At 70.9% G+C, this 25,813-nt stretch carries 22 protein-coding genes and 1 riboswitch; of the genes, 5 read left to right on the top strand and 17 right to left on the bottom strand.

From position 1 onward, the window contains the following. Nucleotide 1: 1 nt before the first annotated feature. The 12 genes from ACIRR8_RS30270 to thrC form a co-directional block, all read right to left on the bottom strand. On the bottom strand, nt 2–1,843 hold the full coding sequence (locus ACIRR8_RS30270) for an ABC transporter ATP-binding protein (RefSeq protein ID WP_404070837.1): 1,842 nt from the start codon (nt 1,841–1,843) through the stop codon (nt 2–4). Further along, nucleotides 1,791–2,267 carry a lasso peptide biosynthesis B2 protein gene (locus tag ACIRR8_RS30275; RefSeq protein WP_404070839.1) on the bottom strand — a complete coding sequence of 159 codons (477 nt, stop codon included), beginning with the start codon at nt 2,265–2,267 and terminating at the stop codon, nt 1,791–1,793. Before ACIRR8_RS30275 ends, ACIRR8_RS30270 begins: the two co-directional genes overlap by 53 nt. Next, nucleotides 2,264–2,515, bottom strand: coding sequence for a lasso peptide biosynthesis PqqD family chaperone (locus ACIRR8_RS30280; protein ID WP_093694019.1), 252 nt, complete (start codon nt 2,513–2,515; stop codon nt 2,264–2,266). Before ACIRR8_RS30280 ends, ACIRR8_RS30275 begins: the two co-directional genes overlap by 4 nt. Next, on the bottom strand, nt 2,512–4,482 hold the full coding sequence (locus ACIRR8_RS30285; RefSeq protein ID WP_404070990.1) for an asparagine synthase-related protein: 1,971 nt from the start codon (nt 4,480–4,482) through the stop codon (nt 2,512–2,514). The genes ACIRR8_RS30280 and ACIRR8_RS30285 overlap by 4 nt, the downstream gene beginning before the upstream one ends. 50 nt (nt 4,483–4,532) lie before the next feature. Beyond that, the gene (locus ACIRR8_RS30290; protein WP_018511015.1) at nt 4,533–4,655 is read right to left on the bottom strand and encodes a keywimysin-related RiPP; all 123 of its coding nucleotides are present in this window, start codon (nt 4,653–4,655) and stop codon (nt 4,533–4,535) included. 615 nt (nt 4,656–5,270) lie between these two features. Beyond that, nucleotides 5,271–6,992: a stealth family protein gene (locus ACIRR8_RS30295; protein WP_404070841.1), complete on the bottom strand. Its 1,722-nt coding sequence runs from the start codon at nt 6,990–6,992 to the stop codon at nt 5,271–5,273. Continuing rightward, nucleotides 6,989–8,632 (bottom strand): stealth family protein, encoded by a 1,644-nt coding sequence (locus tag ACIRR8_RS30300; protein WP_404070843.1) that lies wholly within the window; start codon nt 8,630–8,632, stop codon nt 6,989–6,991. The genes ACIRR8_RS30295 and ACIRR8_RS30300 overlap by 4 nt, the downstream gene beginning before the upstream one ends. Nucleotides 8,633–9,025: 393 nt before the next feature. Beyond that, the gene (locus ACIRR8_RS30305) at nt 9,026–9,361 is read right to left on the bottom strand and encodes a hypothetical protein (protein WP_404070845.1); all 336 of its coding nucleotides are present in this window, start codon (nt 9,359–9,361) and stop codon (nt 9,026–9,028) included. 312 nt (nt 9,362–9,673) lie between these two features. After that, the gene (groL, locus tag ACIRR8_RS30310) at nt 9,674–11,296 is read right to left on the bottom strand and encodes a chaperonin GroEL (RefSeq protein ID WP_361333079.1); all 1,623 of its coding nucleotides are present in this window, start codon (nt 11,294–11,296) and stop codon (nt 9,674–9,676) included. Nucleotides 11,297–11,635: 339 nt separating this feature from the next. Next, nucleotides 11,636–11,842, bottom strand: a complete 207-nt coding sequence (locus ACIRR8_RS30315) for a cold-shock protein (protein ID WP_003967346.1) — start codon at nt 11,840–11,842, stop codon at nt 11,636–11,638. A gap of 419 nt (nt 11,843–12,261) precedes the next feature. Further along, nucleotides 12,262–12,540, bottom strand: coding sequence for a MoaD/ThiS family protein (locus ACIRR8_RS30320; RefSeq protein WP_404070847.1), 279 nt, complete (start codon nt 12,538–12,540; stop codon nt 12,262–12,264). Between the two features lie 53 nt (nt 12,541–12,593). Then, a complete protein-coding gene (gene thrC / locus ACIRR8_RS30325; protein WP_404070849.1) occupies nt 12,594–13,889 on the bottom strand; it encodes a threonine synthase in 1,296 nt (431 codons plus the stop codon). Between the two features lie 18 nt (nt 13,890–13,907). Then, nucleotides 13,908–14,035, bottom strand: a riboswitch (SAM riboswitch). A gap of 164 nt (nt 14,036–14,199) precedes the next feature. Between thrC and ACIRR8_RS30330 the strand changes: the two genes are divergently transcribed. Both ACIRR8_RS30330 and ACIRR8_RS30335 read left to right on the top strand, forming a co-directional pair. Then, on the top strand, nt 14,200–15,150 hold the full coding sequence (locus ACIRR8_RS30330) for a glucosyl-3-phosphoglycerate synthase (protein ID WP_404070992.1): 951 nt from the start codon (nt 14,200–14,202) through the stop codon (nt 15,148–15,150). A gap of 81 nt (nt 15,151–15,231) precedes the next feature. After that, on the top strand, nt 15,232–16,623 hold the full coding sequence (locus ACIRR8_RS30335; protein ID WP_404070851.1) for a trehalose-6-phosphate synthase: 1,392 nt from the start codon (nt 15,232–15,234) through the stop codon (nt 16,621–16,623). A gap of 7 nt (nt 16,624–16,630) precedes the next feature. On the opposite strand, the gene otsB is transcribed toward ACIRR8_RS30335, so the two are convergent. The 3 genes from otsB to ACIRR8_RS30350 all read right to left on the bottom strand — a co-directional run bounded on the left by otsB (nt 16,631) and on the right by ACIRR8_RS30350 (nt 19,163). Next, nucleotides 16,631–17,488, bottom strand: coding sequence for a trehalose-phosphatase (gene otsB / locus ACIRR8_RS30340; protein WP_404070853.1), 858 nt, complete (start codon nt 17,486–17,488; stop codon nt 16,631–16,633). A gap of 79 nt (nt 17,489–17,567) precedes the next feature. Next, nucleotides 17,568–17,843: a DUF3263 domain-containing protein gene (locus tag ACIRR8_RS30345; RefSeq protein WP_404070855.1), complete on the bottom strand. Its 276-nt coding sequence runs from the start codon at nt 17,841–17,843 to the stop codon at nt 17,568–17,570. 42 nt (nt 17,844–17,885) lie between these two features. Continuing rightward, entirely contained in the window at nt 17,886–19,163 is a 1,278-nt protein-coding gene (locus ACIRR8_RS30350; RefSeq protein ID WP_404070857.1) for an ABC transporter substrate-binding protein, read from the bottom strand. A gap of 436 nt (nt 19,164–19,599) precedes the next feature. Here ACIRR8_RS30350 and ACIRR8_RS30355 point away from each other — a divergent pair, with 436 nt between their 5' ends. The 3 genes from ACIRR8_RS30355 to ACIRR8_RS30365 all read left to right on the top strand — a co-directional run bounded on the left by ACIRR8_RS30355 (nt 19,600) and on the right by ACIRR8_RS30365 (nt 22,763). Beyond that, on the top strand, nt 19,600–20,493 hold the full coding sequence (locus ACIRR8_RS30355; RefSeq protein ID WP_404070994.1) for an ROK family protein: 894 nt from the start codon (nt 19,600–19,602) through the stop codon (nt 20,491–20,493). After that, nucleotides 20,493–21,650, top strand: a complete 1,158-nt coding sequence (nagA, locus tag ACIRR8_RS30360) for an N-acetylglucosamine-6-phosphate deacetylase (protein ID WP_404070859.1) — start codon at nt 20,493–20,495, stop codon at nt 21,648–21,650. The genes ACIRR8_RS30355 and nagA overlap by 1 nt, the downstream gene beginning before the upstream one ends. Before the next feature lie 186 nt (nt 21,651–21,836). Then, nucleotides 21,837–22,763 (top strand): 1-phosphofructokinase family hexose kinase, encoded by a 927-nt coding sequence (locus tag ACIRR8_RS30365; protein ID WP_404070996.1) that lies wholly within the window; start codon nt 21,837–21,839, stop codon nt 22,761–22,763. A gap of 64 nt (nt 22,764–22,827) precedes the next feature. Here the strand turns inward: ACIRR8_RS30365 and ACIRR8_RS30370 are convergent, their stop codons facing one another. Both ACIRR8_RS30370 and cdgB read right to left on the bottom strand, forming a co-directional pair. Continuing rightward, the gene (locus ACIRR8_RS30370) at nt 22,828–23,841 is read right to left on the bottom strand and encodes a CBM35 domain-containing protein (RefSeq protein ID WP_404070861.1); all 1,014 of its coding nucleotides are present in this window, start codon (nt 23,839–23,841) and stop codon (nt 22,828–22,830) included. A gap of 143 nt (nt 23,842–23,984) precedes the next feature. Next, nucleotides 23,985–25,637 (bottom strand): diguanylate cyclase CdgB, encoded by a 1,653-nt coding sequence (gene cdgB / locus ACIRR8_RS30375; protein WP_404070863.1) that lies wholly within the window; start codon nt 25,635–25,637, stop codon nt 23,985–23,987. Nucleotides 25,638–25,813: the final 176 nt, after the last annotated feature.

The following is a 25,813-nucleotide window of genomic DNA, read 5'->3' on the forward strand; positions in this document are numbered from 1 at the left end:
CTCACCGCACCTTCTCCTCCACCGCCGCCGCCAGCTGCGTCGTCGCCAGCTCCCGGTACAGGTCGTCCGACGCCATCAGCTCCTCGTGCGTGCCCGCCGTGCGGACCCGGCCCTCCTCCAGGACCACGATGCGGTCGGCGTGCCGGACGGTGGAGAGGCGGTGAGCGATGACCAACACCGTTGCCTGCTGAGCCAGTTCGACGATGACGTCACGCAGCGCCTGCTCGTTGACCGCGTCCAGCTGTGACGTCACCTCGTCCAGCAGGAGCAGGCGGGGGCGGCGCAGCAGGGCGCGGGCGATGGCGATGCGCTGGCGTTCACCGCCGGAGAGGGTGACGCCCCGGTGGCCCACCGCCGTGTCCAGGCCGTCGGGCAGGCGGGCGACCAGGGCGTCCAGGCGGGTCCGGGCCACCGCCTCGGTCAGCCGGTCCTCCGGGGCGTCCGGGGCCGCGAAGAGCAGGTTCTCCCGCAGCGTCCCGGCCAGCACCGGGGCGTCCTGTTCCACGTACGCGAGCGAGGCCCGCAGCTCGGCCAGCGGCCAGTCCCTGATGTCCCGGCCGTCCAGCGCGATGGCCCCCGCATCGTGGTCGTAGAACCGCTCCAGCAGGCTGAACACCGTCGACTTCCCCGCCCCCGACGGGCCCACCAGCGCCACCATCCCGCCGGCCGGGACCTCGAACGTGACGCCCTTGTGGGCGGGGGCGCGCTCGTCCCCGTACCCGAAGGCCACGTCCTGGAAGGTGACCCGCAGCGGAGTCCCCTCGCCCGGTACGCCGCCGGGCCGGCCGACAGGTTCGCCCGGCAGCGACTCCACCTCGTCGATCCTGCGTACGGCGGCGAGGCCGCTCTGCAAGCCCGTCCAGCCCTCGACCAGGCCTCCGATCGGGCCCATCAGGTAGAAGAGGTAGAGCAGGAACGCGATCAGGGAGGAGATGTCGAGCGAGCCTGACGCGACCCTCGCGCCGCCCACTCCCAGCACGGCCAGGAAGGCGAGTTGGATCGACATCATCATCGTGACGTCGGAGACCGAGGACCACTTCGCCACCGAGACGCCCCGGTCGTGCGCACGCCGTGCCGCTTCCGCGACCGCCGCCGTCTCGCGCTCCTCCGCGCCGCTCGCCTTGACCGTACGGAACGCCTGGAGCACCCGGTCCAGCGCCGCGCCCATCGCGCCGACCGACTCCTGCGCGCGGAGCTGAGCGCGCTGTATTCGGGGCATGAGCACGGCGGTTACGGCTCCGATACCGACGATCACCACGAGCGTCACGCCCAGCAGCGTCAGGTCCATGTACGCCATGAACGCGATCGTCCCCAGCAGCATCAGCACGCTGTTGAACGACTCGACCAGGCCGCTGGAGAGGACGGTTCGCAGGAGGGTCGTGTCGCTGGTGACGCGGGACTGGAGGTCGCCGGGGGTCAGGCGGTCCACCGCCGGGACCTTCAACCGCATGATGCGGCCCACCAGTTGGTCGCGGGCCCGGAGGACGACGCCCTCTCCCGTACGGGCCATGAGGTAACGCCCGTACGCGGAGAGGCAGGCGCCCGCGAGGACCAGTGCGGTGAGCGCGATGAGCGGGGTGACCGGCGAGCGGTCGGCGGCGAACGCGTCCACCGCGTACTTCGCCATCAGCGGCATCGCCAGGCCGGCCGCGGAACCGGTGAGGGAGAGGAGGCCCGCGCGGACGAGTACGCCTCGGTGGGGGCGGACCCGGGTCAGGAGGAGGCGGAGAGGGGTGGGGCCCGTGCCGTCTCGGACCGGCGCCCCCTCACGCCGTGCCTGCCGCGCCTCTTCAGGCAGCCCGTCCGGCCCCGCCCCCGTCGTCGTCCCCGCCACCGCGCTCACCCGGAACCCCCTCGCGTACCGTCACCACCATCAAAGGACGCAGATCGGCCGACTCCGCCTGCTCGCCGACCGTGCGGCCCTCCGCCTCCACCCAAGCATGCGGCGAGAACGGCGGTGCCGTCCGGACCCCCGCGCACCAGTCCGGCCAGCTCCCGGACATCCGGCACACCAGCGCGATGGCCACCGAACGGGGCAGGCAGCCGTAACGGCCCGCGCAGCGGCGGCTGGTGGCGGTGACCGCCTCGTACATCTCCAGCGTCTCTTCGTACGTCGCCGGGCGCGCGCCCTTGGCGCAGCGGGTCAGCACCCGGCGCAGGCGGCCGGGTTTGAAGCGGGCCAGGACGAAGGCGGCGGCGATCGCGGCGCGCAGCCGCACACCTCCCGGCCCGGCACCCCGGCGCGGCATCGTCATCTCGGTGGTCATGGGCGCAGGATCTTCGCCTCGACGAGCTGGCGGGTCAGCTCGGCCACGTCCGACTCGGCCTCCGCGCGCTCCACGTCGAACTCGGCGACGATGCGTTCGACGGCCGCCTCGGGAGCCTCCCCCGCAGCCAGGGTCTCGACCACGATCACGCTGGTGTCGTTCAACTGCCAGTAGCTGCCGTCCTTTTCGTCGAGCAGGACGCCTCCGTACTCGGTCGTCGTGACGGCTATGCCTTTTCTGAGCTTCATCGCGCTGCCTCGCTCGTGGAGAGGGTCGTGGGGGTCCGGTCGGGTGGGGTCCATGCGTTCTCGGCCGTGCGCAGCCAGGTCTCCCCGGCCACCGTCGAGCTGATGGAGTGCTCCACCAGGACGGGCGAGAAGGGTTCGGCCGCCAGTCGGAGCAGGTGGCGGGAGTCGACCAGGCCGCGTTCTGCGAGGCGTGAGCCGGTCCACAAGTCGGCAATTTCCGGTGCGTGTTGGCGCAGGCCCTGGTGTTCGTCGGAGGACATGTGGTCCTTCGTCGTACGGGCCAGCAGCGTGTCCGGCACCACCCCGCGCATCGCTTCGACGAGCAGCGGCTTGTAGCGCCACGGGCTGATCCGGTCCGCCAGGCGTACCGCGAGGGTCGCCTCCAGGATCCGGTCGTCGTAGAAGGGTGCGGCGACCGGCAGCCCGATCGTCATGCCGATGTCCTCCATCGCCTGGAAGTGCCGCGCCCCCATCCGTACCGCGTCGATGTCCACATGCCGCCCCCGCCACCGGTCGATCGGCTCGGCCTGTCCGGCGGCGGCCGCCTTGAACTCCTCGGTGATCAGCGCGTTCGCGTGGTCCGTGAACCATGGGCGCAGCGACTGGCGTACGCCCCAGGAGAGGAGCGGGGTGCGGGTGACCGGCTGGGGTTCGGTGGTGACCGCGCCCGCGAGGTAGCGGGGGAAGGTGGAGCGGTTCAGCAGGGCCTTCAGGGTGGGGAACAGGGGCCAGCCGAGCTGGTGGCGCAGGCCGCCGAGGTGGTTCCAGGCGGTGAGCGGGTTGCCGTGGAAGAGGTCCTGGTAGGCGTGCGGCAGGCCGAGGAAGAGTTCGTCGCCGCCGTAGCCGGTGAGGTGGTAGCGGGAGCCGGTGGCGTACGCACGGCCAAGGAGCAGGTGCGCGCGGGCGCGGCCGGGGGCCACGGGGAGCGGTTCGTCGTTGAGCTCGGCGGAGGTGGCGGCCAAGTCGGCGTAGAAGTAGGGAGCTTGGTCGGCGGGGATGATGTGGTGGGCCGGGGCGGGTGCGCCGTTGCGGCTCCGCGCCTCCGCCACCGCTCGCCGCGCCCACGTCTCGTCCTCGCTGTAGCGGTCCCGGGCCGCCACGGTGAGCAGGGACAGCTCCGCCGGGCCGGTCGCTCGGGCGGCGAAGGTGAGGGCCGTGGAGTCCAGGCCGCCGGAGAGCTCGCAGCTGATCCGGTCCAGGCCGCCGATATGCGCCCGTACGGAGGCGGCGACGGCCTCTCCGAGTCTCCGGGCGCCCTCGGCCAGCGGCAGTTCCGGCGGCGGAGGCTCCCACCAGCGGTACTCACGAGGGCCGGAGGCGGCTGCCGTGCCCGGTGCTGCGGCGGGCAGGGCCAGTCCGCACCCGGCCCCGGTCTCGTGCACGCCCCGCCACAGGACGCGCCGGCTCAGGGGGTGCGGCAGGAAGTCGAGCATGCGCAGCGCCAGCGCGCCGTCGTCCAGGGGTGCGCCGGTCAGGTGGGCGAGGACGGCCGGGCGGTCGGAGGCGATGGTTCCGGCCTCGGCGTGCCGCGCGTGGTAGATCCGGCGCAGTCCGGAGGCCGTGCCCCGGATCCAGGTCTCGCCGGAGAGGTGGGCGATGACGTGGTGGAGACCGGGCAGCCGGGCGAGGCGGCGCTCCAGGCCGGTCCGGTCGCGGGCGCCCTCCAGGAGGCCGGCGAGCACGGCCTCGGGGACGCGGTCCGGTCCGATGAGCACGAGCGCGTCACTGCCGCGGCGGAGATGGCTGACCTGGCGGACCAGCGGGCGGGCGACGACCCAGGGACGGCCGGAGGGATGGGCGACGACGGTCAGGACACCACCCACCGCCTCCGGTGATTCCGATGTCCCCGGTGCCTCCGGTGATTCCGGTGCCTCCGGTGCCTCCGGTGCGGGAAGCTGCCCGGCCACCGCGTGGGCCGCCACGCTGTCCGGCAGGACGACGAAGTAGTCACGCAGCAGGCCGGGCATCTTCACCTTTCGGAAGTTCTCACACCGTGCACAGGGAACCGGTCGGCGGATCAGATGATGCGCCGGACCCAGTACTCCTTGTACGAGCCGTAGAAGTACCCGGCGGTCTTCTTCGAAAAGTCGCCCTGCTTGAACAGCGACGGCTTCACGTAAGCCTTCTTCTGCTGCTTCATGACACCTTCCCTTCTGTGCGGTTGACGACCGTTATGCCCAACTGACGTCTGCATAACTGGAGTTATTACTGCGACTGGTGTTCACCTGGTGAACACCAGAGCCATCATGTCCCGCTGTCGAACCGGTACGCGTGATTCCGACTTACCGTGCGAAGTTGGCCGGATAGCGCGAGCGGGAAGGGCGCGTGGGCGACCGCCGGACGGCCTGCGGAGGAACCGACCGGTCAGCATGTGCAGTCGCACACCGACGCCTTGTCCCGGCTCAGTGGACTGGACCAATGGCTGTACGTGGCCCTCGTACACGGCAGTGAGCTGCCGGAAGATCGAACCGGCGGCGACGGTACGGAGGAACCGCCGCCGCACGCTCGCCCACCGCCCCCGCAGCGGCCCTATCCCACCCACGCCCGTGCGCGCCACCGGAAACCGGCATTCACGCGAAACCGCACTGCCGTACAGGAATGAGCGCTACAAGTAACCATTCGGCCAAGCCGACTTCCGGCCGTGGGCGGCCGGGACCCCCTAAGACGTCGAACGCCCTGGACGTCGAACGCCCTGAAGCGCCGGGCCTACCGAGGCGTCAGGCGCCCTACGGCGTCGGCACAGTCGGCGGCGGCGTCACGATCGCTCGAAGCGGCTCGGGAAGGGGAACTTCCACTCCAGGAAGCCATCCACGGCCCGCCGGATCGAGTCCCGGGCCGCGACGGCGGTGTCCACGTCGTTGAGGCAGAAGAAGTCGACGTCGTTGTGCTTCCTCAGCCGCGCGAGCCTCTCGTGGAGGTCCGGCCTGCCGACGTCGACGTACCGGAAGGAGTAGTCGCCGGGAACGGCCCGTCCGGTGAGGATCGCCCAGTGGTGGTGGAAGGTCGCGGCCACCGCCACGTCCGCCGTCGAGCGGAAGCGCGAGTGCGTCGTGCGTTCGAGCTCCGGGAAGCCCGCTTCCGCTATCTCCCGCATGACCGCGCGCGACTGGGGGTGGGGAGTGTGCAGGAACTTGTTCGTGATGTACCGGTCGTGGTGCTTCTGGATGACCCGGCGCACGTTCTTGCCCGCGGAGTTCGGGGCCGGCTCCGTACTGTGCGGGAGGCCCAGACCCAGCTTGTACGGGGAGAACGGGATGCGGGCGATGCCGTTGCCGTGGAAGAAGTGCTCGGCTCGCACGGGCCGGCCGAAGAACACGTCGTCGTTGAGGTACAGGTAGTCCTCGGAGAGCCCGTCTATCCGGTACAGGCAGGTCTCGATGGCATGCGAGTTGAAGACCGGGAGCGCCGACGCCGGGAGGATGTCCCGGTGGTCGACGACCGTGAGACCGGGCGCGTTCACATCGAGCCAGGACGGCGTCTGACCGTCGGTCACCAGATACACGTGCCGGATGAAGCTGGCGTGCATCTCCAGCGACCGCAGGGAGTACCGCAACTCGTCGCTGTCGGTGTAGCGGGACATCCCGACCTCGCGCCCGGCGATGGCGGAGGGGCCTTCCCGGTAGGCCTCCCGCTTGGCCGCCAGCTCCGGCTCGTTGCCGTCGACCCAGGTGTAGACCGCGTCGACGGCGAAGGAGACCTCTTCCACGGTCCGCTGGGCGAACGGCTGGAACGTCGGTATCTGCAGGCCGCTCACGGTGGCCGTCGCCGGCTTCTGGGCCTCCGACGGGATGACCTCCGATATCCGGTTGAGGCGGGGCGCGACCAGCGACTCCGGAAACGTGTCCGTGAGCTCGCTGCCCGGGACGCTGAACCACAGCCTCCCGTCGTCGCCGGCGGAGCCGTCGGCCTCCTCGCCCTGCTGCCAGAACTCGATGTCGCAGCCGTCCGCGAACCCGCCCAGCACCTGGCCCTGCGGGCCGAGGTGGACCACGCCCATACGCAGCACCTCGGCCTCCCGGACGGTCTGCGGCAGCCGGCCGTCCGCGCAGTGCCCGGCAACGGACAGGCTGTCGCCCTGATCCACGGCTCCCAGGTAGACAGGCGTCACGGACAGCTCCCGGGTCGCCGCCTCCAGGAAGGCAGCCCGGTGCATCCTCTCCACGCCGACCACGTGCCGCAGCCAGTCGCGGCCAGGCACCAGGAAGTACGGGATGCCGGCTGCCTCCAGCACGTCCGAGACGAGTTTCAGCGACTGAGCCGCGGCCTCGGTGGAGACATAGCTCTTCGCCGGCGCGCCGAGAACACGCAGCCCCCCCACGCTGACGGGGACCACGTCGGGACGGACCCGCCGCAGCGCGGCTCGTCGCCGGGAGACCCGCAGGCGCCAGATCGGCGCGGCCGCCCCTCTCTCAACCTTGCGGGCGGCCCGTGTGCCGACGCGCCAGACGCGTGAGGCCCTCCGGCGTATGAGGCTCATTCCCGCGTTCCATCAGGTCGCCTTTCGAACGAACTGGGGAACGGGAAGTACTGCTCAAGGAAACCGTCCATGCGCATGCTGACTTCTTCGCGCTGCTCCGGGGCGACATCGACGTCGTTGAGGCAGAAGAAGCTGAACCGGCGCGTCGCGAGAAGGTTGTCCAGCCTCTTGTCGGCGTCCTCGCGGCTGATGTTCACGTACCGGAAGCTGAACTTGCCGGGAATGCCCTTCCCGGTGATCAGCGCGTACTGGTACAGGAGGGGCGCGGTGAGCGCCACGTCCTGCGGCGAGCGGAAGCGCGACGCGGTCGTCCGGGCGATGTCCTCGGAGAACATCCCCTCCAGCTCCAGCAGCGTCTTCCGCTGCTGGGGAAGAGGCGTGTGCATGAAGTTGTTCGTGGTGAGCGCCCCGAACTTCTCCATCAGCAGCCGGCGCACGTTCTTGCTCGCGGAGTTCGTCGCCGTCTCCTCGGCGTGCGGCTTGCCGACACCGATCTTCAGCGGCGACACCGGAACCCTCATGACACCGCTGGGGTGGAAGAAGGCCTCGGGCGTGACGGGACGGCCCACGAACACGTCGTCGTTGAAGTAGAGATAGTGGTCGGAAATGCCCGGAATGTGGTGCAGCCGGGTCTCGATGGCGTGCGAGTTGAAGACCGGGAGGACGCCTTCGGGGAAGATGTCCCGGTGATCGACGACGGTGATGCCGTCCGCGTCCGGGTCGAGCCAGCTCGGCGTCTGCCCGTCGGTGACGATGTAGACGTTGCGCACGAAGGGCGCGTACATCTGCAGCGAGCGCAGGGAGTACTTGAGCTCGTCGTGGCTGGTGTAGCGGGAAGCGTTGACTTCCTTGTCCAGGATTTCGGCGGTGCCCTGGCCCTTGTACCGCGCCCGCTTCTCGCGCATGGCCGGCTCTTCACCGTCGACCCAGGTGTAGACGACGTCGACGGGGAACGTCACGTCGCCGATCGTGGGGACGGCGAACGGCGCGAACGTCGGTACGTCCCGGTCGCCGACCCGGCGACTCGCCAGCTGCTGCTCGGAGTTGGGAAGCACCTCCGCGACCCGGTTGCGTCGCGGCGCGATCAGCGACTGGCTGAAGATGTCCGCGGAGGCCTGCGGCTGGATCTTGGCCAGCTCCTGCACCGCGTTCGGACCGGCGATGAGTTCGGCGCCGCTCTTCCAGAACTCGACGTCGCACCCGATCTCGGGCCCGCCGAGGACCTGGCCCGCGGGCCCGAGGTGGATCTCGCCCACGCGCAGCACCGAGGCCGTCAGGAGGGCCGACGGGAGCTTGCCGTCGAGATACATAGCGGGGCGCTTCAGGACGCGTCCCACCGTCGGCTGCCCGATGAAGACCGCCTTCCCGGCGTACTCCTCCTCCATCGCGTCGTGGAAGCGAGCGCGGTCCGCTTCGTTGACGCCGATGGTGTAGCGGACCTTGGAGATACCGGGGACGAGGAAGTAGGAGACGCCCGCCCGCTCCAGCGCGCGGGTGGCGATCGCCAGGTTCTGCGCAGCGGCGTCGGCGGCCGAGAATCCCTGCACGACGCGCCCGTAGAGCTCTTGGCCGTTCACCAGGACCCGGCTGACGTCGGGCTGGTCGCTGACGGCCCTGCGCCGGTTGCGGGCCGAAAGCATCCGCCATGACTGTTCCGCGGCCTTCCGCTGAACTCGCGGGCCCATTCTGCGTGCGAATGAACGAACAGTCACATTCTTTCCTCTCTACCGTCGGGAAGCCGGGGAGCCAGTCGTGACCTGAGTGCGATACCTCTGCCCGGTCACGAACATCCGCCGCTTCCCACCCACCGCCCACTCGCCTGGCCGGCGTGCTTCAGCACGCCGAAGGATAGCCCGAAGCCGTCCTTTTACCGAACGGCAGTTTAACGACCGACAGGCAGTTCCCGTTCCGTGCGCTCCGGCCTCCGAGGGCCCTCGCCGCCGCGATGCCCCTGCCGCCCCACCGCTGTCCTGGTCAGTGGACCGGCGCCGGAGCGTCGCCGGGCGCGCCGCGCGGCTCCGAGCGCCGTCCGCTCACCTCCGGGACAGTGACCTTTGTCGCACGACGTAACCGCCCCAGGCCGCCAGCCCTGCGCCCAGCAGGAGCGGGATCATGCCGTAGCCGACGATCGTCCCCGAGTGCGCGAACCACCGCCCCCCGTCGGACACCTGGGTCGCGGTGATCGTCTCCGGGTCGTTCCTGCCGTCATGGTCCGCGAAGCTGATCCGGGTGCGGCCGACGCCTTCCGCCTCGCCGAAACAGTGCCAGACCGTCTGGCCCTTGCTGGTGCGGGTGTCACGGCACTCGACGGCGCCGAAGGTCTCCACCCGCATGCCGAGGAGGCCGGCGAGGCCCGTGCCCGTCGCCACGCCGAACAGTCCCGCCGCCGACAACGCGACCCCGGCGAGGAGCGACCCGGCCCCCTTGAGACGCGCCCTGTACCTGGAGCCCCCGCGCCCCGGTCCGCCGTACCCCGCCCGCGTAGCCGTCATACCCGCCCCCATCCCCCGCACTCGTACGGCGGTGGCACTCGCCCTCGCACGCGTACGGACTCACCGACCGTCCCCCGCAGTGTCCCAGCGACCTCGGACACGCCACAGGGGCGGCGCCTCCCGTGAAGGAGATGCCGCCCCTGCGGGACGTGCGTGGAGCTTCGACCGACCGGCGCGAACCGGAACCGATCAGAAGTCCATGTCACCGCCCGGCATACCACCCGGGGCGGCCGCGCCGGCCTTCTCGGGCTTGTCGGCGATGACGGCCTCGGTGGTGAGGAAGAGCGCGGCGATGGAGGCGGCGTTCTGCAGAGCGGAGCGCGTGACCTTCGCCGGGTCGAGAATGCCCTCGGCGATCATGTCGACGTACTCACCCGTCGCGGCGTTGAGGCCGTGACCGATCGGCAGGTTGCGGACCTTCTCCACGACGACGCCACCCTCAAGACCACCGTTGACGGCGATCTGCTTGAGCGGGGCCTCCAGCGCGAGCTTCACGGCGTTGGCGCCGGTCGCCTCGTCGCCCGTGAGGTCGAGCTTGTCGAAGACGGCAGAGGCCTGGAGCAGCGCCACGCCACCACCGGCGACGATGCCCTCCTCGACGGCGGCCTTGGCGTTGCGCACCGCGTCCTCGATGCGGTGCTTGCGCTCCTTGAGCTCCACCTCGGTGGCGGCGCCGGCCTTGATGACGGCCACGCCGCCGGCCAGCTTCGCGAGGCGCTCCTGGAGCTTCTCGCGGTCGTAGTCCGAGTCGGAGTTCTCGATCTCGGCACGGATCTGGTTGACGCGGCCCTGGACCTGGTCGCTGTCACCGGCACCGTCGACGATCGTGGTCTCGTCCTTGGTGATGACGACCTTGCGGGCGCGGCCGAGCAGGTCCAGGCCGGCGTTCTCCAGCTTGAGACCGACCTCCTCGGAGATCACGGTGCCACCGGTGAGGATGGCGATGTCCGCGAGCATGGCCTTGCGGCGGTCGCCGAAGCCCGGGGCCTTGACGGCGACGGACTTGAACGTGCCCTTGATCTTGTTGACGACCAGGGTGGAGAGCGCCTCGCCCTCGACGTCCTCGGCGATGATCAGCAGCGGCTTGCCCGACTGCATGACCTTCTCCAGCAGCGGGATGAGGTCCTTGACGCTGCCGATCTTCGAGTTGACGATCAGGATGTACGGGTCGTCGAGCGACGCCTCCATACGCTCCATGTCGGTCGCGAAGTAGGCCGAGATGTAGCCCTTGTCGAAGCGCATGCCCTCCGTCAGCTCGAGCTCCAGACCGAAGGTCTGGGACTCCTCGACGGTGATGACGCCTTCCTTGCCGACCTTGTCCATCGCCTCGGCGATCTTGGCGCCGATCTCGGTGTCGGCGGCGGAGATGGAGGCGGTCGAAGCGATCTGCTCCTTGGTCTCCACGTCCTTGGCCTGCTCCAGCAGAGCGGCGGAGACGGCCTCGACGGCCTTCTCGATGCCGCGCTTGAGGGCCATCGGGTTGGCGCCTGCGGCGACGTTGCGCAGACCCTCGCGGACGAGAGCCTGGGCCAGAACGGTGGCGGTGGTCGTACCGTCGCCGGCGACGTCGTCCGTCTTCTTGGCGACCTCCTTGACCAGCTCCGCACCGATCTTCTCGTACGGGTCCTCGAGCTCGATCTCCTTGGCGATGGAAACACCATCGTTGGTGATCGTGGGCGCGCCCCACTTCTTCTCGAGGACGACGTTACGGCCCTTGGGGCCGAGGGTGACCTTGACGGCGTCGGCGAGCTGGTTCATCCCGCGCTCGAGACCGCGCCGTGCCTCCTCGTCGAACGCGATGATCTTGGCCATGTGAAGTGGTCCTCCCGGACAGGGGTGGATTGCTCCGGACCGAGAGGCGCCCGCGACGGACGGCCTGCGTGCGTGGTGGTTCCTTGCCCCACCGCGCCTGCGGGCCTCACCGGCCCGGTCCAAGTTCTGTCACTCTCACCTGGAGAGTGCTAACGCCAATGATTAGCACTCGACCCCTGAGAGTGCAAGCGCCTCAGGCCAGGGCCCGCCATGTGGTCGGCCCTCCGCCCGGCCGTCCGTCCGCCCGGTCCCGGCGCGCACGAAGGGCCCGGTCCCCCGGATCACTCCGGGGCCGGGCCCTGCGTGCGTGAGTAGTGACGTCGGACGGCCGCGCCGGGCTCAGCCGACGGCGAGCTTGACCATGTCGGCCTGGGGCCCCTTCTGGCCCTGCGAGATCTCGAATTCAACTCGCTGACCCTCTTCGAGGGTGCGGTACCCGTCCATCTGGATCGCGCTGTAGTGGACGAAAACATCCGCACCACCGTCGACCGCGATGAAGCCGTACCCCTTCTCCGCGTTGAACCACTTGACGGTGCCCTGAGCCATGCCTAACTCCCCTATAACTGGCCCTTGCACGGGACCGCACTTCGCGGGCCCGGGTCGGAACTCACCCTCCGACAGGAGAGGGTGCGCGGCGCCGCAGCGCGTCGACCGCGGCCGAATGTATCCGCCCAACTGCCCTCTGCAACAGGTCAATCGGACGAGAATTCCGGGCACGGGCGAACGCCCGAATATGCGGGATTGCTGAAATTTACGGGCAAGTCGGGCCAGGCAAAGGCCACTTATGCCTCAAGGGGTTCACGTACTTTGGCTGCTTCTTATCGGGGCCGGGCGCATTCTCATATGCGGGCGGCACGCGCGGCGAAGGGGCCTTCCCCAACTCTACCGCGCTCAACCATGCAGAATTGCCCCCTCCGCTTTCTCTCGCGGAGGGGGCAACCGTGGTTCGGGCGATGCCGGTCGGATCAGCAGCCGCCGGCCACGGCCGGGATGATCGAGATGCCGGCGCCGTCGGGCGTGGCCGCGTCGAGCCCGCCCTCGAAGCGCACGTCGTCGTCGTTGACGTACACGTTGACGAAGCGGCGCAGCTTGCCCTGGTCGTCCAGGACGCGGGCGGCGATGCCCGGGTGGTCCCTCTCCAGGGAGTCGATGACCTCGGAGAGCTTCGCGCCCTCCGCCGTGACCTCGGCCTGGCCGCCCGTGTAGGTGCGGAGGATGGTGGGGATGCGGACCTTGACGCTCATGGCGGACGCCTTTCTGACGGCTGCGGTCGGGACGATCGGGGCGATCGGGATGGTCAGGCGGAGGCGAGGCCCGCGGCACGGAACGCGTCCAGGCTCGGCTTGATGGTCGCCGTCGCCTGCGAGGTCGCGGAGACCGCGTCGAGCGTCTTGAGCCCGTCACCGGTGTTCAGGACGACGGTGGTGAGCGCCGGGTCGATCACGCCGGCCTCGATCAGCTTCTTCGTCACGCCGACCGTCACGCCGCCCGCCGTCTCGCCGAAGATGCCCTCGGTGCGCGCCAGCAGCTTGATCGCGTCGACGACCTGCTCGTCGTTCACGTCCTCCACCGCGCCGCCCGTGCGGCGGGCGATGTCCAGGACGTACGGGCCGTCCGCCGGGTTGCCGATGGCCAGCGACTTGGCGATGGTGTTCGGCTTCTGGGGCCGTACGACGTCGTGTCCGGCCTTGAAGGCGGCGGAGACCGGCGAGCAGCCCTCGGCCTGGGCGCCGAAGATCTTGTACGGCTTGTCCTCGACCAGGCCGAGCTTGATCAGCTCCTGGAACCCCTTGTCGATCTTCGTCAGCTGGGAGCCGGACGCGATCGGGATGACGATCTGGTCGGGGAGCCGCCAGCCGAGCTGCTCGCAGATCTCGTACGCCAGGGTCTTGGAGCCCTCGCCGTAGTACGGGCGCAGGTTGACGTTGACGAAGCCCCAGCCCTCGCCGAGCGGGTCGCCGATGAGCTCGGAGCAGAAGCGGTTGACGTCGTCGTAGTTGCCCTCGATGCCGACCAGCTCACCGCCGTACACCGCGGCCATGACGACCTTGCCCTGCTCCAGGTCGTGCGGGATGAACACGCAGGAGCGCAGTCCGGCGCGGGCGGCGGCGGCGCCGACGGCACCGGCCAGGTTGCCCGTGGAGGAGCAGGAGAGGGTGGTGAAGCCGAAGGCGCGGGCGGCCTCGACGGCGATCGCGACGACGCGGTCCTTGAAGGAGTGCGTCGGGTTGCCGGAGTCGTCCTTGACGTACAGACCGCCGGTCACGCCCAGCTCACGGGCGAGGTTGTCGGCCTTGACCAGCTTGGTGAAGCCGGGGTTGAGGTTGGGCTTCTCCGCGACATCGGCGGGAACCGGCAGCAGCGGGGCGTAGCGCCAGATGTTGTCCGGGCCGGCCTCGATGCGCTTGCGCAGCTCCTCGGCGGAACCGGTGGGCAGGTCGTACGCCACTTCCAGTGGCCCGAAACAGGACGCACAGGCGAAAAGGGGGCCGAGCTCGAAACGCTCGCCGCACTCGCGGCAGGAAAGCGCCGCGGCGGGACCGAGGTCCACGGAGGCGGTGGTGGCATTACCTGCAACGGTCTGAACAGCCATGATGGCGGAGGCCCTTTCTCCTCATCTTCCTTGCGGCGCATTTCGCCACAAGACGGAATTGGCACCTTCCCCACCGTGACCTCGCGGTCGGTAGGAGGGTTGCCGGGACTTCAACGGGCCGTTCCCTCAGTCCCTCTGGATGAGCTCTGTGGCACTGGATCTTCGATCCAGGCGTTTGTGTGACGACGGACCCCGACATGCGACGGTCATCCGCGTTGTTCAAGACTGTAACCGAAGGACCGGACTGTTGAGATAGTCGTCCGAACGGCGAGATGGATCACACACAGCTCACATGCGAGGAGTTCAGACCGTGCTCGAAGAGGTGGAACGCTGGCTGACCAGGCGTTCCTGGTCGTCCGCCGACCGCCCGCTGAACCGGCTCACCGACGCCCGGGCCGCCGACCCGCACCGCACGTCGGTGAGCGTGGTGCTGCCCGCGCTGAACGAGGAGGCCACGGTCGGCGCGATCGTGGCGACGATCCGGCGCGAGCTGATGGAGAAGGTCCGGCTGGTCGACGAGCTGGTGGTGATCGACTCCGGTTCCACCGACGCCACCGCCGCCGTCGCGCGCGCGGCGGGCGCCCGGGTGGTGCACCGGGACGCGATCCTGCCGCGGATCCCGGCCCTGCCCGGCAAGGGCGAGGTGCTCTGGCGGTCGCTCCTGGTGACCAGCGGCGAGATCGTCTGCTTCGTCGACGCCGACCTGCGGGACTTCTCGGCGGACTTCGTCTCGGGGACGGTCGGCCCGCTGCTCACCGACCCCACCGTGCAGTTCGTCAAGGCGATGTACGACCGTCCGCTCGGCGACACCGCAGGTCAGGGCGGCCGCGTCACCGAGTTGGTGGCACGCCCGCTGCTCAATCTGCACTGGCCCCAGCTGGCCGGTTTCGTGCAGCCGCTGGGCGGCGAGTACGCGGTGCGGCGCTCGCTGCTGGAGCGGCTGCCGTTCCCCGTCGGTTACGGGGTGGAGCTGGGGCTCCTGGTCGACGCGCTGCACACCGTGGGTCTGGACGCGCTGGGCCAGGTGGATGTGGGCGTGCGGCGCCACCGCCACCAGGACGGGCAGGCGCTGGGCCGGATGGCGGCGGCGATCTACCGCACGGCGCAGCTGCGGCTCTCCCGGGGCCATCTGGTGCGGCCGGCGCTGACGCAGTTCGAGCGGGGTGCGGAGGGGTTCGTGCCGCGCACGCATGCGGTGGACACGGAGGAGCGGCCGCCGATGCGGGAGATCGCCGAGTACGCGGAGCGGTGGGCGGCGTGAGGCGCGGAGGACTCCGGCACCGTGGCGGGCGTGAGGCTCTGAGGCGTTTGGCGGCTTCCCTTACGGGCTAGGTTCCGCTACATGGTCACCGAGCACGCACCCGCCTCCACCGCCCAGGTCCTCGTCGCGTCCAACCGCGGCCCGATCACGTACACGCTCGGCGAGGACGGAACGCTCGACGCCAAGCGCGGCGGCGGCGGTCTCGTCTCCGGGCTGAGCGCCGTCGACGACAAGCTGTGGGTCTGCGCGGCCCTCGGCGACGGCGACCGGGAGGCGGTGCGGCGCGGGGTCGGTGAGCCGGGCGTACGGATGCTGGACATCGACGCCGAGGTGCACGCCGACGCGTACAACGGCATCGCGAACTCGGTGCTGTGGTTCGTCCACCACATGCTGTACCAGACGCCCGTGGAGCCGGTCTTCGACGCGGAGTTCCGCCGGCAGTGGGCCTCGTACGAGGCGTACAACCGGGCCTTCGCCCAGGCGCTCGCCGAGGAGGCGGGCCCGGAGGCGTCGGTCCTGGTCCAGGACTACCACCTGGCCCTGGTCCCCGGCATGCTCCGCGAGCTGCGCCCGGACCTGCGGATCGGCCACTTCTCGCACACGCCGTGGGCTCCGGTGGACTACTTCCGGCTGCTGCCGGACGACATCGGCGAGCAGCTGCTGCGCGGCATCCTGGGCGCGGACCGGGCCGCGTTCCTGACCCGGCGGTGGGCGGACGCGTTCATCGACTGCTGTACGGAGATCCTCGGCGGGACGGGCCGGACCAGGGTCGGCGTGCACGGGCTCGGGGCCGACGCGGACTTCCTGCGGCGGCGCTCGCGCGAGGCGGACGTGGACGAGCGGGTGGAGACGCTGCGGGAGCAGGTGGGCGAGGGCAGGAAGACGATCGTGCGGGTGGACCGCACCGAGCTGTCCAAGAACATCGTGCGCGGCCTGCACGCCTACCGGACCCTGCTGGAGACCCGCCCCGAGTGGCGCGAGCGCGTGGTCCACGTGGCCTTCGCCTACCCCTCGCGCCAGGACCTGTCGGTCTACCGGGACTACACGGCGGCGGTGCAGACCCTGGCCACGGAGATCAACGGGGCTTACGGCACGGAGAGTTGGACGCCGGTCCTGCTGCATGTGAACGACGACTTCGCGCGCTCGCTCGCCGCGTACCGGCTGGCGGACGTGGCGCTGGTCAACCCCATCCGCGACGGCATGAACCTGGTCGCCAAGGAGGTCCCGGTCGTCTCCGACCACGGCTGCGCGCTGGTGCTGTCGCGGGAGGCGGGGGCGTACGAGGAGCTGGGCGAGGACGCGATCGCGGTGAACCCGTACGACGTGGTGGCCACGGCACAGGCGCTGCACGAGGCGCTGTCGATGGGCGCCGAGGAGCGGACCGGCCGCACGAAGCGGCTGGCGGAGGCGGCGACCGCGCTCCCGCCGCAGCAGTGGTTCCTGGACCAGCTGGAGGCGCTGCGGCAGGAGTGAGGGGCGCCTACAACCGCTGGGCCAGGGCCGCCAGGAAGTCGACCACGGCGGCCGGGCCCGGGACCAACAGATCCGCGCGCTCGGCCAGTTCGGGTACTTCGGCGCTGCCGCTGCAGACCAGGAGGCCCGGGATGCCGTCCGGGCCGCCGCCGCGCAGCTTCTCCACGGCGGCGAAGGCGGCGAGGTCGCCGAGGTCGTCTCCGGCGTACACGACGGACGCGGCGTCGACCTCGCGTACGTACTCCGCGAGCGCCACGCCCTTGTCCATGCCCGGCGGGCGCAACTCCAGGACCTGGCGGCCCGGTTCGAGGATCAGCCCGTGGCGGGCGGCCAGCTCGCCGAGCGGGCCGCGCAGGGTCTCGAAGGCCGCCTGCGGGTCGTCGGCGCGGCGGGTGTGGACGGCGACGGCCTGCCCCTTCTCCTCGGTCCAGGTGCCGCGCCAGGAGTCGAACGCGTGCAGTACGCCGGGGAGTTCGGCCCGCGCCTCGGCGACGCCGGGGTGGGGTGCGGGGGCGGTCACGGTGCCGGTGGCGGCGTCCCAGCGCTCGGCGCCGTAGTGGCCGAGGACGACGAGGCGGTCGAGGCCGGGGACGCCCGCGAAGCCGCCGTACCGTACGGCGACGCCGGCGGGGCGGCCGGTGATCACGGCGATGGAGGCGACCTTCGGCGCGAGCGCGGCGAGCGCCTCCACGGCACCGGGGTGGGCGCGGGCGCGCTCGGGGTCGGGGACGATGTCGGCGAGCGTGCCGTCGAAGTCGAGAGCGATGACCGCGCGGCCGGGGCGGGCGAGGACGGCCTCCAGGCCCTCGCGGCCGGCCGGGGTGGTCGGGGTCGGGATCGGCGGCTGTGCGGAGTGGCTGCCCATGGGGTGAGCGTAGCGGGGTCCGGCCGAGCACGGGGCCCGGGCCCACCCGGGGCTCCGGGGGCAGCGCCCCCGGAAAGGCTCAGCGGCGCTCCCGCCGCGCCGCCCGCAGCCGGCGCAGCCGGTTCACCGTGACCGGGTCCTCCCGCAGCGCCCGCTCGTCCTCGATCAGCGCGTTGAGGAGCTGGAAGTAGCGCACCGGCGAGATGCCCAGCTCCTCCCGGATCGCCCGCTCCTTCGCCCCGGGCCCCGCCCACGGCCTCCGCTCCAGCGCGAGCAGCGCGCGGTCACGGTCGGACAGCCCCGGATCGGGCAGCCCCGGAGGGGTAGGCGCGGGCTCGGCGTCGGATGCGGTCATACAACCAACCTAACCGGGCAACCGCCCCCTCCGCGCCCGCCGCTACTCCGCGCTCTCCGCCTTCGCCGCCTCCGCCGCTATCTCCCCGAGCACCCGCTCCGGGGACCCGCCGGGAGCCACCGCCTCGCCGATGTTCGTCTTGATCGACTCGCTCACCGTCGCCCAGGACGTCTTGCCGAAGGGGGGCAGCTGGGAGTTGGGCAGCGCCGCCAGGAACTCGCGGAGCTTCGCGTGCTTGGAGTCGGTCTCCATCTCGGCGGAGGCGCTGCCGGTCACCGGGAGCAGGTCGTACTCGTCGGCGAAGGCGAGCACGTTCTCGTCGGAGTAGACGTAGTCGAAGAAGTCGCCGATCGCCTTGCGGTTGCCGTTCTGCTTGAAGCCCATCATCCAGTCGGCGACGCCCATCGAACCCTTGGTGGGCCCCTCGGCGCCGGGCAGCGGCACCATGCCGACCTTGACGCCCTTGGCCTCGGCCTCCTCCATCAGCGTGGGGTGGCCGTTGAGCATGCCGACCTCGCCCTTGGTGAAAGCCTCGAAGGCCTTCGCGCGGTCCAGCTTGCCCGGCGCGACGGGGCCGGTGAGGCCCTTGCCGACCAGGTTGTCCCGCAGCCAGCTGAACGTGGCGATGTTCTGCGCCGAGTCGATGTCGTAGAGGCCGACGTCGTCGACGTAACCACCGCTGTTGCTGAGCAGCCACATCAGCGTCTCCGCCTGCGACTCCTCCTGGCCGAGCGGCAGGGCGAAGGGGTACTTCACACCCTTGGCCTTGAGCGCGGTGGCGTCCTTCTGGATGTCGTCCCAGGTCTCGGGGGCGTCCAGGCCCGCCTGGCCGAAGAGCTTCTCGTTGTAGAAGAGCAGCCGGGTGCTGGCGACGAACGGGAGTCCGTACAGCGTGCCGTCGACCTTGCCCGCGTCGGTGAGGGTGGGCAGGAAGTTGGCCTGGGTGCGGATGGAGAGCATCTGGTCGGCGCTGTAGAGCTTGTCGTCCTTGGCGTAGTCCGCGTACGCGCCGATCTGCGCGATGTCGGGGGCCTTGCCCGCCTTCACCATCTCGGCGACCTTGCGGTCGACGTCCTTCCAGGAGTAGACGTTGACGTCGATCTTGATGCCGGGGTTCTGCTTCTCGAAGCCCGCCGCGACACCGCTCCAGTACTTCTCGGAGCTGTTGGCCGAGCTGTTGCCGTAGTCGGCGGCGACCAGCGTGAGGGTGACGTCGCCCGTGCCGCTGTCACCTCCGCAGGCCGACAACGTTGCCGTCATACCCAGCGCGGCCACCACCGCGGTCAGAACCGTAAAGCGCCGCTGCACAGCCTCGCCCATCCTCGTTGATCCATCTGGTCTCGGGCGGTGGCGCGACGTCACCGTACGAACCTCTGAACAGATCGGCCACGGCGCCGCCACCCGTCCTGCCACCGTCCGGATGAACTGCGATTTTCCCCCACGCCGGAGGGGAGGTCTACACCACCGGCGTATCGCTTCGGCAACGTATGCGGACCTCAGGGGCCACAACTGGCTTACGTGCTCTGGCAGTCGGGGCTCCGAACCCGTATGTTGGTCCAGACCATTGATTCGGACGGACCCGCGCCGGGCGTGCCCATTTCGTGGCTTTCCAGCAGAAACCGGTCCGCCTTCACTCGTTCATCATTTTGTATGGGTGCGCAACAAACCGCGCTAGTGGACTAGACCTTTTAGGGGTCGGCGGGCGAAACTGTCTCTCGTGAGACATGTCATCGCCCTCGATGTGGGCGGCACCGGAATGAAGGCCGCGCTGGTCGGGACCGACGGCACGCTGCTCCATGAGGCGCGGCGGGCCACCGGCCGGAAGCGCGGCGCCGACGCGGTCGTCGAGACCATCCTCGCGTTCGCCGCGGAACTGCGCGCCCACGGCGAGGAGCACTTCGGCGAGAGCGCGCTCGCCGCGGGCGTCGCCGTGCCCGGCATCGTCGACGCCGAGCACGGGATCGCGGTCTACTCCGCCAACCTGGGCTGGCGCGACGTACCGATGCGCACCCTGCTGGGCGAGCGGCTCGGCGGGATTCCGGTCGCGCTCGGCCACGACGTGCGCACCGGCGGGCTCGCCGAGGGCCGGATCGGTGCGGGCCGGGGCGCCGACCGCTTCCTGTTCGTGCCGCTGGGCACCGGGATCGCCGGAGCCATCGGCATCGGCGGGACCATCGAGGCGGGCGCCCACGGGTACGCGGGCGAGATCGGCCACATCGTGGTCCGCCCCGAAGGACCGGACTGCGGCTGCGGCCAGCGCGGCTGTCTGGAGACCCTGGCCTCCGCCTCCGCGGTGAGCCGGGCCTGGGCCGCCGCCTCCGGCGACCCGGAGGCCGACGCCGCCGACTGCGCCAAGGCCGTCGAGTCGGGCGATCCGGCGGCGATCGCGGTCTGGCGGGACGCGGTCGACGCGCTCGCCGCCGGGCTCGTCACCGCGCTCACCCTGCTGGACCCCAGCACGCTCATCATCGGTGGCGGTCTCGCCGAGGCCGGGGAAACCTTGTTCACACCACTGCGTGCGGCCGTCGAGGAACGCGTCACGTTCCAGAAGCTGCCCCACATCGTCCCGGCGGCCCTCGGGGACACCGCCGGATGCCTGGGCGCGGGGCTGCTCGCCTGGGATCTACTCTCCACGGAGGTTTCCGCCTGATGGCCGGACGCGCAGCAGACAGCACGGTCCTCGCGGGCGCCCGGGTGGTCCTTCCCACCGGGACCGTGGAGGACGGCCGGGTGACCGTCGAGTCCACCCGGATCTCGGACTCCGCCCCCGAGGACGCCCGGGTCATCGACCTCACCGGCCACTGGGTGGTCCCCGGCTTCGTGGACATGCACAACCACGGCGGCGGCGGGGCCTCCTTCACCTCCGGCACCGTCGACGAGGTCCTGCACGGCATCCGTACGCACCGCGAGCACGGCACCACCACGCTGGTCGCCTCCACCGTCACCGACGGGATGGACTTCCTCGCCCAGCGGGCCGGCGTCCTCTCCGAGCTGGTGGAGCAGGGCGACCTGGCCGGGATCCACTTCGAGGGCCCCTTCATCTCGCCCTGCCGCAAGGGCGCCCACAGCGAGCAGCTGCTGCGCTACCCGGACCCGGCCGAGGTCCGCAAGCTGGTCGACGCCGGGCGCGGTGCCGCCCGGATGGTGACCCTCGCCACCGAGCTGCCCGGCGGACTCGACTCCGTACGGCTGCTCGCCGACCTCGGGGTCATCGCCGCGATCGGCCACACCGACGCGACGTACGAGCAGACCGTCGAGGCGATCGACGCGGGCGCCACCGTCGCCACGCACCTGTTCAACGCGATGCCCCCGCTGGCCCACCGCGAGCCCGGTCCGATCGCCGCCCTCCTGGAGGACGACCGGATCACCGTCGAGCTGATCAACGACGGTACGCATCTGCACCCGGCGGTCCTGGAGCTGGCCTACCGCCACAAGGGCGCCGGCCGGGTCGCGCTGATCACCGACGCGATGGACGCGGCCGGCTTCGGCGACGGGCTGTACGACCTGGGCCCGCTCGCCGTCGAGGTCCGCGACGGCGTGGCCCGGCTGGTGGAGGGCGGCTCCATCGCGGGCTCGACCCTCACCCTGGACACCGCGTTCCGCCGGGCCGTCACCATCGACCGGATCCCGGTGGAGGACGTCGTACGGTCCATCTCCGCCAACCCCGCCCGCCTGCTCGGCGTGGACGACCGGGTCGGTTCGCTGGAGCCGGGCAAGGACGCGGACCTGGTGGTGCTCGACGAGGACTTCGTCCTGGCGGGCGTCATGCGCAAGGGCGAGTGGGTCATCGAGCCGAAGACGGCCTGAGGGCCTCTGTTCGCCTCGAAGGATCCGTCCGTGGGCGCCGCCCCGGTGGGCACGTAACGAAGAGATGGCGGTCGAGCCCGGGGACTGGGCCCGGCCGCCCTCCCTTTGGCATGATCACCAAGCCCGCAAGCACCGGCACGGGCCCTGCGCGGACGGACCGACGGATCGAGGGAGGTGCCGGACCAGGTGATCCTGACCGTCACTCTGAACAGCGCGCTCGACGTGACGTACACGGTCGACGCCCTCGTCCCGCACGCCAGCCACCGCGTCGGCGAGGTCACCGAACGCCCCGGCGGCAAGGGCCTGAACGTCGCCCGCGTGCTCGGCGAGCTGGGCCACGACACCGTGGTGACCGGCTTCGCCGGCGGCTCCACCGGAGACGTCCTGCGCGCCCTCCTCGCCCCGCTCCCGCCCCGCGACGCCCTCGTCCCGGTCACCGGGAACACCCGCCGCACGCTCGCGATCACCGACCGCTCGACCGGCGACACCACGCAGCTCAACGAGCCGGGACCGCAGGTGAGCGGCGGCGAATGGGCCACGTTCCTGCGGACGTACGGAGAGCTCGTCGCGGACGCCGACGCGGTCGCGCTCTGCGGCTCGCTGCCGCCCGGCGTCCACGTCGGCGCCTACGCGGAGCTGGTCCGGATCGCCCGCGCCGCCGCCGTACCCGTGCTCCTGGACACCAGCGGCGAACCGCTGCGCCGGGGCATCGCCGCCCGCCCCGACCTGGTCAAGCCGAACGCGGACGAGCTGGCCCGGCTCACCGGCTTCCGCGAGCCGCTCCGCGCCGCCCGGGACGCCCGCCGCCGCGGCGCCCACACGGTGATCGCCTCGCTGGGCCCCGACGGCGTCCTCGCCGACACCCCGGACGGCACCTGGCGCGCCGCTCCGCCCGCACCCGTCCGCGGCAACCCGACCGGAGCGGGCGACTCCGCGGTCGCCGGTCTGCTCTCCGCGCTGGCCGAGGGGCTCGACTGGCCCGGCCGGCTGGCCCGCGCGGTGGCGCTGTCGACGGCGACGGTCCTGGCCCCGGCGGCCGGCGAGTTCGACGCGGCGGCCTACGCGGAGCTGCTGCCGCGCGTGCGCGTGGAGCGGGTCGGCGATCCGGCCTGAGCCGCCCGGAACGCGGAACGGCCCGCCGGCGATGAGCCGGCGGGCCGTTGTGTGAGCAACCTGTCTACTTCTGCGTGACTTCCAGCCAGTCGAGCAACACGTCGCACTGGTTGCCCTCCTCGCAGGAGATCTTGATCTCGTTCTCGCCCTTCTGGAGGTCGACCGGCGCCCAGGTGGTCTGCCAGTTCTTCTCCAGGTTCGAGTCCGACGAACTGATGAAGTTCTTCAGGCCGATCGGCTGCGAGTTCGGCTTCCCGTTGACCGTCAGGGTCGCGTTGGCGTCGACGGCCGGGATGGCGTAGCGCACGGTGAGGCGGTACGAGCCCTCGGTCGGCATCTTCGCCTTCCAGGTCACCGAGGAACCGACCTGGTTGAAGCCCGAGACATAGCTGCCGCCGACGCCTTCTGCGCCCTTCACGGACTTGTCCGTGATGGTCGAGCCGCCGAGCGTCAGCGTCGCCGCGTCCTGCTTCGGAAGCTCGACCGGCGGCTTCGGCTCCTCATCCGGCTTCTTCTCCGGCTGACCGCTCTCCTCGGCCTTGTCGGCGGGGCCCTCCGAGGAGACGGCCTCGTTGTTCTTCTCGTCCTTGTCGCCGTCGCTGCCCGAGAGCAGCGCGGCGCCGATGCCGATGAGGACGACCGCGACCACGGCGACCGCCGCGATCAGCAGCGCCTTGGTGTTCGGGCCGCCGCCACGGCCGCCGGAACCGCCGCCGGACACCGAGCCGTGGTGCGCGGCGGGCGCACCGCCGGGGTAGGTCTCGGGCGCCGCGTACTGCGGGTTCGGCTGGTGGTACTGGGGTGCGGGTGGCTGGCCGTAGCCCTGCTGGGGCGGGTAGCCGTAGCCGCCGCCCTGCCCGGGCTGCGACGGGACCTGCTGCTGCCCGTACTGGCGCTCGCCGACCGTCCGTACCTGGTTGTACGACGTCCTGGGCACGCCCGGCTGCGCGGCCGGCCCCGGGTAGCCGTAGCCGCCCTGGCCGGGCGGCTGGGCGCCTGCCGCTTGTCCGTCCGCGTACAGATAGCCGAACGGATCGTCGTCCTCGGGCTTGCTCGCGCCGTTGTTTCCGGCCGTCATCCCTGGGTCACTCCTCACCATCTCGCCAGCCGTCGCCGACCGGCCGAGCCTACCTCGTACGGAGCACAGTCCGAATGACGATCATGGACCGGGCCGGTTCGGAGGGACGTGTCCGGGGTAGGGGTGGACGTCGGTCGTGAACATCATCCGGCCCTGCGGTGGACCTTGGACCGCGACCGCTTCTCGACGTACATCCGCTGGTCGGCGGAGCGCAGGACCTCTTCCACGCTCATCCCGCACTCGGCCCAGCCGATGCCGAAGCTCGCCCCGACCCGGACCGCGCGCCCATCGACCCTTATGGGCGGAATGATGGCATTGCGCAGACGTACGGCCAGGTCAGCGGCGTCCGCCGCACCGAGGCCGTCCGCGAGAACGACGAATTCGTCACCTCCGAGCCGCGCGACCGTGTCGCCGTCCCGGACACAGGTGGAGAGCCGCCGCGCGACCTCTATGAGAACCGCGTCACCCGTGTGGTGGCCGAAGCGGTCGTTGATGGACTTGAAGCCGTCGAGGTCGCAGAAGAGGACCGCGAGCCCCTTCGTGCCGTCGTCGTGCTCCGCGTCCGGCGCGATCGTGTGCACATGGTGGTCGTAGAGCCCGCCGGGCGCCGCGTCACCTTCGTACCCGTCGGCCTGGTAGCCGTGGGTGAGGGACGACTCGACGTCTCCGTACGCCGCGTCCAGCGCCTCGATCGCCGTCGCGGCCGGAGAGTTCGGCCGCTCGCAGATCCGGGCGCTGAGGCGGGACTTCAGCTCGGCGCTGTTGGGCAGGCCGGTGAGCGCGTCGTGCGAGGCGCGGTGGGCCAGGTTCAGCTCGTGGCGCTTGCGCTCCTCTATGTCCTCGACGTGGGTGAGGAGGAAGCGCGGCCCGTCGGCGGTGTCGGCGACGACGGAGTTGCGCAGGGAGACCCACAGGTACGTCCCGTCCCGCCGCCCGAGCCGCAGCTCGGCCCGGCCGCCCTCGGCGGAGGTCCGCAGCAGGGTGCCGATGTCCTCGGGGTGGACCAGGTCGGCGAAGGAGTAGCGGCGCAGGACGGAGGCGGGGCGGCCGAGCAGCCGGCAGAGGGCGTCGTTGGTGCGGAGCAGCCGGCCGTGCTGGTCGCCGCCCATCTCGGCGATCGCCATGCCGCTGGGCGCGTACTCGAAGGCCTGACGGAAGGACTCCTCGCTGGCCCGCAGCGCCTGCTGCTCGCGCTCCAGCCTGACCAGAGCGCGCTGCATGTTCGCTCGCAGGCGGGCGTTGCTGATCGCGATGGCGGCCTGGGAGGCGTACATCTGGAGCGCTTCGCGCCCCCATGCGCCGGGGCGGCGCCCGTTGCGCGGCCGGTCGACGGATATGACCCCGAGGAGGTCCCGTCCGCCCCCGGAGGCGTACATCGGCGCGTAGAGCCGGTCCAGCGGGTGCCACTCGTCCTCGAAGCGCGGCTCGGGCCCCTCGGTGTGCCACTGCGGTACGTCGTCGTCGAGCAGGACCCAGCCTTCGGTGTGCGGGATGAACCGCAGCTGGTCCCAGGCCTCGCCCATGGTCAGCCGGCGGTCCCAGGAGGCGCGGGAGCCGACGCGGCCGGTGATCAGCGCCTCGGCGGCGGCGTTGCCCGCGAAGGCGGCGATGACGAGGTCGCCGTCGGGCCGGACCAGGTTGACGCAGCCCAGCTCGTAGCCGAGACCGGTGACGATGCCGTCCGCCACGGTCTGCAGCGTGTCCGCCAGACTCCGGGCCGTGTTGAGGTCAGCGACGGCCTGGTGCAGCTGCCGCATGGTCGCAAGGCGGACATAGGGTTCCGACTCGGCCTCCATCGCTCGCACTCCCCGAGACCTCGACAGCAACTCCAGATTTCATATCGACGTACTTGTTGCAGTGTCACGGCCACTGAATCACAGTGAGCTGTGCACCCGGTACACAGGGTCAGCAGAAAATGGACTCTGTGACCCAAGTCACAACAGATGGCCCGGTGATCGAGGGTGACTCTTGG

Origin of the sequence: Streptomyces sp. NPDC101178, from assembly GCF_044767965.1 — a bacterium.
GTDB lineage: Bacteria > Actinomycetota > Actinomycetes > Streptomycetales > Streptomycetaceae > Streptomyces.

Coding starts and splice junctions, on each gene's coding strand:
- ACIRR8_RS30350 (WP_404070857.1), bottom strand. CDS start 19,163: ATGGGCGAGGCTGTGCAGCGGCGCTTTACGGTTCTGACCGCGGTGGTG.
- ACIRR8_RS30370 (WP_404070861.1), bottom strand. CDS start 23,841: ATGACGGCCGGAAACAACGGCGCGAGCAAGCCCGAGGACGACGATCCG.
- ACIRR8_RS30355 (WP_404070994.1), top strand. CDS start 19,600: ATGAAGGCCGCGCTGGTCGGGACCGACGGCACGCTGCTCCATGAGGCG.
- groL (WP_361333079.1), bottom strand. CDS start 11,296: ATGGCCAAGATCATCGCGTTCGACGAGGAGGCACGGCGCGGTCTCGAG.
- ACIRR8_RS30275 (WP_404070839.1), bottom strand. CDS start 2,267: ATGACCACCGAGATGACGATGCCGCGCCGGGGTGCCGGGCCGGGAGGT.
- ACIRR8_RS30285 (WP_404070990.1), bottom strand. CDS start 4,482: ATGCCCGGCCTGCTGCGTGACTACTTCGTCGTCCTGCCGGACAGCGTG.
- ACIRR8_RS30315 (WP_003967346.1), bottom strand. CDS start 11,842: ATGGCTCAGGGCACCGTCAAGTGGTTCAACGCGGAGAAGGGGTACGGC.
- ACIRR8_RS30280 (WP_093694019.1), bottom strand. CDS start 2,515: ATGAAGCTCAGAAAAGGCATAGCCGTCACGACGACCGAGTACGGAGGC.
- ACIRR8_RS30345 (WP_404070855.1), bottom strand. CDS start 17,843: ATGACCGCATCCGACGCCGAGCCCGCGCCTACCCCTCCGGGGCTGCCC.
- thrC (WP_404070849.1), bottom strand. CDS start 13,889: ATGGCTGTTCAGACCGTTGCAGGTAATGCCACCACCGCCTCCGTGGAC.
- ACIRR8_RS30295 (WP_404070841.1), bottom strand. CDS start 6,992: ATGAGCCTCATACGCCGGAGGGCCTCACGCGTCTGGCGCGTCGGCACA.
- cdgB (WP_404070863.1), bottom strand. CDS start 25,637: ATGGAGGCCGAGTCGGAACCCTATGTCCGCCTTGCGACCATGCGGCAG.
- otsB (WP_404070853.1), bottom strand. CDS start 17,488: ATGGGCAGCCACTCCGCACAGCCGCCGATCCCGACCCCGACCACCCCG.
- ACIRR8_RS30320 (WP_404070847.1), bottom strand. CDS start 12,540: ATGAGCGTCAAGGTCCGCATCCCCACCATCCTCCGCACCTACACGGGC.
- nagA (WP_404070859.1), top strand. CDS start 20,493: ATGGCCGGACGCGCAGCAGACAGCACGGTCCTCGCGGGCGCCCGGGTG.
- ACIRR8_RS30300 (WP_404070843.1), bottom strand. CDS start 8,632: ATGCTTTCGGCCCGCAACCGGCGCAGGGCCGTCAGCGACCAGCCCGAC.
- ACIRR8_RS30290 (WP_018511015.1), bottom strand. CDS start 4,655: ATGAAGCAGCAGAAGAAGGCTTACGTGAAGCCGTCGCTGTTCAAGCAG.
- ACIRR8_RS30335 (WP_404070851.1), top strand. CDS start 15,232: ATGGTCACCGAGCACGCACCCGCCTCCACCGCCCAGGTCCTCGTCGCG.